Source organism: Achromobacter sp. (genome assembly GCF_036567245.1).
In the GTDB taxonomy this organism is placed as follows: Bacteria; Pseudomonadota; Gammaproteobacteria; order Burkholderiales; family Burkholderiaceae_B; genus Achromobacter.
The window spans coordinates 1-7,504 of the sequence record NZ_DATCUY010000185.1; the positions used below are offsets into that span (position 1 = coordinate 1).

The 7,504-nt window shown below is 67.5% G+C and carries 7 protein-coding genes; 6 read left to right on the top strand and 1 reads right to left on the bottom strand.

Translation table 11 applies throughout. The features are described from left to right. The coding region (locus VIR09_RS07750) for a cell division protein ZipA C-terminal FtsZ-binding domain-containing protein (RefSeq protein ID WP_332012350.1) at positions 1–889 on the top strand (889 nt) is incomplete at its 5' end. Next, the gene (gene ligA / locus VIR09_RS07755; protein ID WP_332012351.1) at positions 890–2,998 is read left to right on the top strand and encodes an NAD-dependent DNA ligase LigA; all 2,109 of its coding nucleotides are present in this window, start codon (positions 890–892) and stop codon (positions 2,996–2,998) included. It begins immediately after the preceding gene. A gap of 23 nt (positions 2,999–3,021) precedes the next feature. On the opposite strand, the gene VIR09_RS07760 is transcribed toward ligA, so the two are convergent. Further along, positions 3,022–3,816, bottom strand: coding sequence for an IclR family transcriptional regulator domain-containing protein (locus tag VIR09_RS07760; RefSeq protein ID WP_332012352.1), 795 nt, complete (start codon positions 3,814–3,816; stop codon positions 3,022–3,024). 149 nt (positions 3,817–3,965) lie between these two features. Here VIR09_RS07760 and VIR09_RS07765 point away from each other — a divergent pair, with 149 nt between their 5' ends. The 4 genes from VIR09_RS07765 to VIR09_RS07780 form a co-directional block, all read left to right on the top strand. Next, positions 3,966–4,946, top strand: a complete 981-nt coding sequence (locus VIR09_RS07765) for a tripartite tricarboxylate transporter substrate binding protein (protein WP_414639401.1) — start codon at positions 3,966–3,968, stop codon at positions 4,944–4,946. Between the two features lie 21 nt (positions 4,947–4,967). Then, complete coding sequence (locus VIR09_RS07770; protein WP_332012354.1) at positions 4,968–6,116, top strand: Xaa-Pro peptidase family protein; 1,149 nt, start codon at positions 4,968–4,970, stop codon at positions 6,114–6,116. A 20-nt stretch (positions 6,117–6,136) separates the two neighbouring features. Further along, on the top strand, positions 6,137–6,979 hold the full coding sequence (locus VIR09_RS07775; RefSeq protein ID WP_332012355.1) for a TauD/TfdA family dioxygenase: 843 nt from the start codon (positions 6,137–6,139) through the stop codon (positions 6,977–6,979). Between the two features lie 9 nt (positions 6,980–6,988). Beyond that, positions 6,989–7,504 (top strand): alpha/beta fold hydrolase (locus VIR09_RS07780; protein WP_332012356.1); only part of this gene is annotated, 516 nt, incomplete at its 3' end.

Below are 7,504 nucleotides of genomic sequence, written 5' to 3' on the forward strand. Positions count from 1 at the left end.
GCGTCGCGAACCCGGCATGGGCGGCGATGCCCCCCGTGCCCAGTCCGGCCAGCCGGCTCCGGTCGACGCCGGCAGCGATGCCGACGATACCGAAGAGCCCGATCCCGCCTGCGAGGTGGTCATCGAGATCAACTTCGCCGAAGCCGTGCGCGGCGCCGACCTGCTGCCCTACATGCAAAGCCTGCGCCACGTGGGCCGCAAACCCATGCGCGTGTTTGCCGAAACCGACCAGCGCCGCCACCGCGCGCGCGTCCACGCCGGCGAATCCTATGCATCCATGCAACTGGCCGTGCTGCTGGCCAACCGCAGCGGCCCGCTGACCGCCATCGAATGGTCTCAAGCCTGGGCTCGCGCCCAGGACATGGCCGAGCGTTTCGACGCCACCATCGAAGGTCCGGACCAGCAGGCCGTGCTTGAGCAAGGCGCCCGCCTGGACGACACCTGCGCCGCCCTCGACACCCAGGTCGGCCTGACCCTGCTGCTGGGCGCTGCCCAGCCGGCTGCCGAAGTCCTGTCCGTGGCACGCGACCTTGGTTTCGTTGCCGACGGCAGCCGCCTGGCTTGGCCGGCGGAAAACGGCGTGGCCCGCTTCAGCCTGGCGCGCGGCGACGGCGCGGCCTTCGATGCCGGCATGGGCGGAATCGAACGCCTGTATCTGCTGCTGGACGTGCCCTGCAGCCCGGCGGACGCCCGTGCCTTCGGCCGCATGGTCGACGTGGGTCGCGACCTGGCCGCCCGCTTGCGCGCGGATCTGGTCGACGACCAGGGCAAGCCGCTGGCCGATGGTTCGGAAACGGTCATCGACGAACGGCTCCAGGTGCTGTTCGGTCAACTTGAACAAGCGGGCCTGCCCGCCGGCAGCGAGCGCGCACTAAGGGTGTTTGCGTAAATGAACAGCACGTCTGGCGGTGAAAGCGCGGCGCAGGCCGCAGCGCGCCTGCGCGCCGAGATCGAACAGCACAACGTCCGCTATTACGTCTACGACGAGCCCTCGATCTCGGACGCCGAGTACGACGGACTGATGCGAGAACTGCAGGCCCTGGAGGCTGAGCACCCGGAGCTGGTGACGCCGGAGTCGCCCACGCAGCGCGTGGGCGCGGCGCCCGTCTCCGCCTTCGGCAGCGTGCGCCACGTGGTGCCCATGCTGTCCCTGGGCAACGCCTTCGACGAAGAGGACGTGGTGGCTTTCGACCGCCGCGTGACCGACACGCTGCGCGGCGCGGGCCTGCTGGGTCCGGCGCAGCAAGCCGACTACTTCTGCGAACTCAAGCTGGACGGGCTGGCGATCAGCCTGCGCTACGAGGATGGCCGCCTGGTGCAGGCCGCCACCCGCGGCGACGGCCAGACGGGCGAGGACGTCACTTCGAACATCCGCACCATCAAGGCGATTCCGCTGCAGCTCAAGGGGACGTTCCCCAAGGTGCTGGAAGTCCGCGGCGAAGTCCTGATGAACCGCGCCGACTTCGAAAAACTGAACCAGGCCCAGGCCAAGCGCGACGAAAAGGTCTTCGTCAATCCGCGCAATGCCGCCGCGGGCAGCCTGCGCCAGCTGGACCCGCGCATCACCGCCAAGCGGCCGCTGCGCTTCTTCGCCTATGGCTGGGGCGAGGTCCAGGGCCTGGCGGGCGCACAAGGCGGCCTGTTCGCCGAAGCGTCGGCGGGCGCGGCCGAAGCCTCGCAATTACCCGAGAAATCCCACGGCGCCATGCTGGACTGGCTGGCTTCGCTGGGCCTGCCGGTCAACGTCAAGCACAACCACCGCGCCAGCGGCGCCGAGGGCCTGATGGCCTTCTACGCCAAGGTCGGCAAGCTGCGGCCCGAACTGCCCTACGACATCGACGGCGTGGTCTACAAGGTGGATTCACTGCCCGCGCAGAAGGTGCTGGGCTTCGTGGCGCGTGCGCCGCGCTTCGCGCTGGCGCACAAGTTCGCCGCCGAAGAGGCCACCACCACCTTGCTCGACATCGAGGTGCAGGTGGGCCGTACCGGCGCCATCACGCCGGTCGCACGCCTGAAGCCGGTGTTCGTGGGCGGCGTTACCGTCACCAACGCCACGCTGCACAACGAAGACGAGATCCGCCGCAAGGACGTGCGCATCGGCGATACGGTCATCGTGCGCCGCGCGGGCGACGTGATTCCCGAAGTGCTGGGCCCGGTGCTGGAAAAGCGGCCGGAAGACGCCCGCGAATTCGTCATGCCCACGGCCTGTCCGATTTGCGGCTCCGCCATCGAGCGTCTGGAAGACGAGACCATCGCGCGCTGCACCGGCGGTCTGTTCTGCGGCGCGCAGCGCAAGCAGACGCTCTGGCATGCTGCCAGCCGCAAGGCGTTGGACATCGAAGGCCTGGGCGAGAAGCTGGTGGACCAGCTGGTCGACAGCGGCCGGGTCAAGACCCTGGCCGATCTGTACAGCCTGCGTCCGCTGGAGCTGGTCGGACTGGACCGCATGGGCCAGAAGTCCGCCGACAACCTGGTGGCTGCCATCGACAAGGCGCGCGCGCCGGCGTTGAACCGCTTGCTGTACGCGCTGGGCATCCGCCACGTGGGCGAGACCACGGCGCGCGACGTGGCGCGCCATTTCGGCAGCATCGACGCCATCATGGACGCAGACGAGGAGGCCTTGTCTTCGGTGCCGGATGTGGGGCCGGTGGTGGCGGCCTCGATCCGCCGCTTCTTCGCCGAACAGCACAACCGCGACGTGATCGAACAGCTCAAGGCGCAGGGCGTGAACCCCGTGGCCGAGGCGGCGCCGCAAGCGACCACCCTGGCCGGCAAGACCTTCGTGCTGACCGGCACGCTGCCCAACTGGACGCGCGAAGAAGCCTCGATGCGCATCCAGGCCGCCGGCGGCAAGGTCAGCGGCTCGGTCTCCAAGAAGACGGCCTATCTGGTGGCTGGCGAAGATTCCGGCAGCAAGCTCGTCAAGGCCCAGGAACTGGGCGTGGCGGTGCTGGACGAAGACGCACTGAAAGCCTTGCTGGGCGAGCAGGGCGGCTGAGGCCGCCCGGCCGCCAGATCCAATCAGATGGTGCTGCGCGGCATCATGTCGCGGATGGCCGCGGCCGCGCGCTGCAAAGCCGGCAGATGCTGCCGCTTCAATTCGTCGGGTTCGCGCGATCCGAGCACCATGCTGACGCTCAGGCCCGCTACTGCCTTGCCCTCGTGGTTGTACAGCGGCACGGCCACGCCCGCGAAACCATCTACCAATTCGCTGACCGAAATGCAGTAGCCGTCCTCGCGCACCTGCCGGATCAGCTTGCGCAAGGCGCTGCGCGACACCGTCGTGTAGGGTGTCAGGCGCTTCAGGTCCGCGTTTTCCAGATACTCGTCGAGCGCTTCGTCATCCAGCGTGGACAGCAGCGTGCGGCCCAGCGAATGGGCGTACGCGGGCAGGCGGCTGCCCACCGACAAGTCCAGCTTGAGCAGCTTGGGGCCTTCCTCGCGAGCAAGGAACACGACGTGTTGCCGGTCCAGCACGCCCAGCGAGCAGGTTTCGCCCACGGTCTGCGCGACTTCGCGCATGGTCGCCCTGGTCAGCTTGGGCAGGCTCAGCGAGGCGAAATAGGCGTATCCCAGGTCCATGACCTTGGGGGTGGGCGAGAAATCCCTGCCGTCCTGGCGTACATAGCCCAGCTTTTCCAGCGTCAGCAGGATGCGGCGCGATGCCGCGCGCGTCACGTCCAGTTGCTCGGCGGCTTCCTGCACGGTCACGCTGGCCACGCCCGTGGCGTAGATCTGCAGCAGTTGCAGGCCGTTGGCCAGGCTGTCCAGAAACTCCTCTTTCCTTTCTTTCGGTTCCGGCAATGTCGTGTCCATGTATCGGCGGTCTTGTCGTTGGAAGCTCGATTGTAGTTTGACATCGGCGGTAATCTCCATAAAATGCGAATTAGCGAACAATTGTTCGTTAATTAGATGGGTCGGCCAGGGCACCCGCCCGGTACGTCCCGCATCAACGGAGACATGCCATGTGCAGGAGACTATTGAGCGCCTTGGGCGCATGCGCCCTGGCGGCGGGAATGGCGGCCATTTCCGCCGCCAGCGCGGCCGAGGCCTATCCCAGCAAACCCATCCGCTTCGTGGTGCCCGCCGCGGCCGGCGGACCCACTGAAATCGTCACCCGCCTGCTGGCCGAACGCATGACACAGAGCATGGGCGTGTCGGTCATCGTCGAGGCCAAGCCCGGAGCGGGCGGCAACATCGGCGCGGATGCCGTGGCCAAGTCGGCCCCGGACGGCTACACCATCCTGATGGGCACGATAGGCACCAACGCCATCAACCAGACCCTGTACAAGTCCATGCCGTTCCAGCCGTTGAGGGACTTCGCGGCGGTAACCCAGGTCGTGTCGTATCCGCTGGTCGTGGTGGTCAACCCCAAGCTGCCCATCTACTCGGTGGCGGACCTGATCGCCTACGCCAAAGCCAACCCCGGCAAGCTCAACCGCGCCTCGGGCGGCAGCGGCACTTCCATGCACATGTCCGGCGAGCTGTTCAACGAGATGGCGGGCGTGCAGATGCAGCACATCCCCTACAAGGGCAGCCTGCCTGCGCTCACCGATGTGATCGGCGGGCAAGCCGACCTGGCCTTCGACAGCCTGGTCATCGCCCAGCCCCTGATCAAGGCCGGCAAGTTGCGCGCCATCGCGGTGACCGGCCCACAGCGTTCGCCTGCCGCGCCCGACGTCCCGACCGTGGCCGAAACCCTGTCGGGCTACGCCATGACGTCGTGGATCGGCGTGTTCGCGCCGGCCGGCACGCCGCGCCCCATCGTCGAACGCCTGCAGCAGGAAATCGCCCGGGCGCTGGCCGATCCCCGCGTGCGTGAGCAATTGGTCTCGCAGGCGGCCGATCCGGTAGCCAGCAAGCCCGACGACTTCGCCCGCTTCACCGCCGACGAAACCGAGAAGTGGGCGCCCGTGGTCAAGGCGTCCGGCGCATCGGTTTCCTGAATTCCCAACGAGGAGTGATACATGCAGTCCATCGATTTTCAGGCGCGCCGCAAGCGCGTTGCACAACACGCGCGCGAACTCGGCTTTGACGCCTATCTGGGCACCCGCCAGGGCGCGTTGCATTACCTGAGCGGCGCGTTCATGCCCTGGCGCGGCGCCGTGCTGGTCACTGCAGACGGGCATTGCGAGTTCATCTACTGGGCCATGGACGCCTCGCGCGTGCGGGCCGAAGGCCATCAGATGGAAATGTACGAGTTCGAGTTCTCGGACTTTCCGCAACTGATACGTCAGCGTCTGGAGCACCACGGATTGACGCGCGGCAAGGTCGCGCTGGACCTGTCGCATCCGGGGGCGGCGCAGGTTGCGCCGGGCATGCTGACGGCCGCCGAATACTTCGACCTGACTAGCCACCTGCCCGATATCAGGTTCGAGAACGGCGTGGACGTGATCGACGACGTCATGCTGATCAAGGACGCGGCCGAGATCGAGCGCCTGCGGCATGCGGCGGAGGTGTCGGACTACGGCTTCGAGCAGGGCATGAGCGCGGTGCGGGCAGGGGCGACCGAGAATGAGATCGCCGGCGAAATCGAGCGCGCGATCCGGCGCCGCGGCAGCACCTGGTCCTGGGCCGTGACGGGCGGCACCGAAGTCGGCGCGGGCGAGCGCACCGGATTCCTGCGCGGCGTCACGCAGCAGGCGACCGACCGCGCCATCCAGCCGAATGAATTCGTGATCCTGGACCTGCACCCGCTGCTGGATCTCTACATGGCGGATACCGCCTTGCCCGTGTTCCTGGGCAAGCCGGACTCGGCGCAGAGCAAACTGATCGATTGCTGGGAAGAAACCGTACAGACCATGCTTGCATCCCTGACGCCCGGCCGGCCGATAGCGGAGTGCGCCAGCCGTGGCATCGCCGTGTTCGAAAAGCATGGCCTGAGCGAGTTCGGCCTGCCCCTGTTCGGCCATGGCCTGGGCACCTGCGCGCGTACCCGGCCCTTCATCAACCTGCGCAGCCGCGACCTGGTGACGCCCGGCATGGTGGTGGCGCTGGGCACGCACCTGTACCGCCCGGGCCTGGGCGGCATGCGGCTGGAGTACCCGGTGTTGATCGGAGAGCACGGCGCCGAGCCGCTGGTGCGCACCGAGGCCCGCGTGCACCGCCTTCCCTGAACCCTTGCAGGAGCCTGATGATGAAAGCGACCCCTCTGAGCCCGCTGATCGGCGCGGCCGTGCATGGCGTGGATCTGGAAACGCTGGACGACGCGGCGTTCGAGGATGTGAACGCGCTGTTCCTGCGCCATCAATTGCTGGTCTTCAAGAACCAGCGCCTGTCGCCGGAAGGCCAGTTGCGCTTCAGCCGCCGCCTGGGCGAGCTGGATATCCACGTGCTGGCCCAGTACAACCATCCTGAATATCCCGAAATATTCGTGCTGTCCAACGAGGTCAAGAACGGCGTGCCGGCGGGCATCGCCGACGGCGGTTCGTACTGGCATTCGGACTTCGCCTTCCGCGAATGTCCGGCCAAGGCCACTATCCTCAATGCCCAATTGATTCCGCCGGAAGGCGGCAACACCTTGTTCGTCAATATGTACCGGGCCTACGAGGAACTGGACAGCGCTGTCCAAGCCCAACTGGCCGGCCTGCAGGCAGTGCACCGCTACCGGCGCAAGAGCACCAAGGCCGATGAGGGCACCCGGGTGAAGATGGATGCCAGCCAACTGGCCGGCACGCCGGACGTGGAACACCCCATCGTGCGCACGCATCCGGAGACGGGGCGCAAGGCGCTGTACGTGCATCCCGGCATGACCGCCGAGGTGTCGGGCTGGGGCGAGGTGGACAGCCAGGAACTGCTGGAGCGCCTGTTCGCGCATTGCACGCAGGAGAAGTATCAGTACGCGCTGCAATGGGAGCCGGGCGACGTGGTCATGTGGGACAACCGCTGCGTGATGCACAAGGCCACCACCCGCGAACTTCCGGCCAGCATGCGGCGCACGATCTACCGCACTACGGTCATGGGCGAGCGCCCCGTCTAGGAGCCGCCGGTGGCCGCAAACCCGCCCATTGAACATGCCGCCGGCGTGGCGCAATTCGACTCCCTGCCGCTGGACAGCGGCGAGGTGTTGGCGCCTGCCCGCCTGGCCTGGGCCCGCTACGGTCCGCCGCCAGAGCGCGCGCGCGCCGTGGTGATGCTGCTGCATGGCATATCGGGCAGCCAGCAAGCATTGCGGACGGACGAGGGGGAAGTCCATCCCGATGCCGGCTGGGCCAGTTCCTGGTTGGGGCCGGGGGCGGCGCTGGACACGCGCGACACCTGCGTGCTGGCGTCCAACGCGCTGGGTTCGTGTTTTGGCAGCAGCGCGCCGTCCGGCGCCGCGGCCAGCGCGTTTCCCGACGTATCGATCGCCGATGGCGTGCGCCTGCAGGGGGAATGGCTGCGCGCGATCGGCATCGAGCGGCTGGATGCGGTGGTGGGCTATTCCTATGGCGGCTACCAGGCTTTCCAGTGGGCGGCGGCTGCGCCGCTACCCGTCGGACGGGTCGTGGCGCTGGCCTCGGCG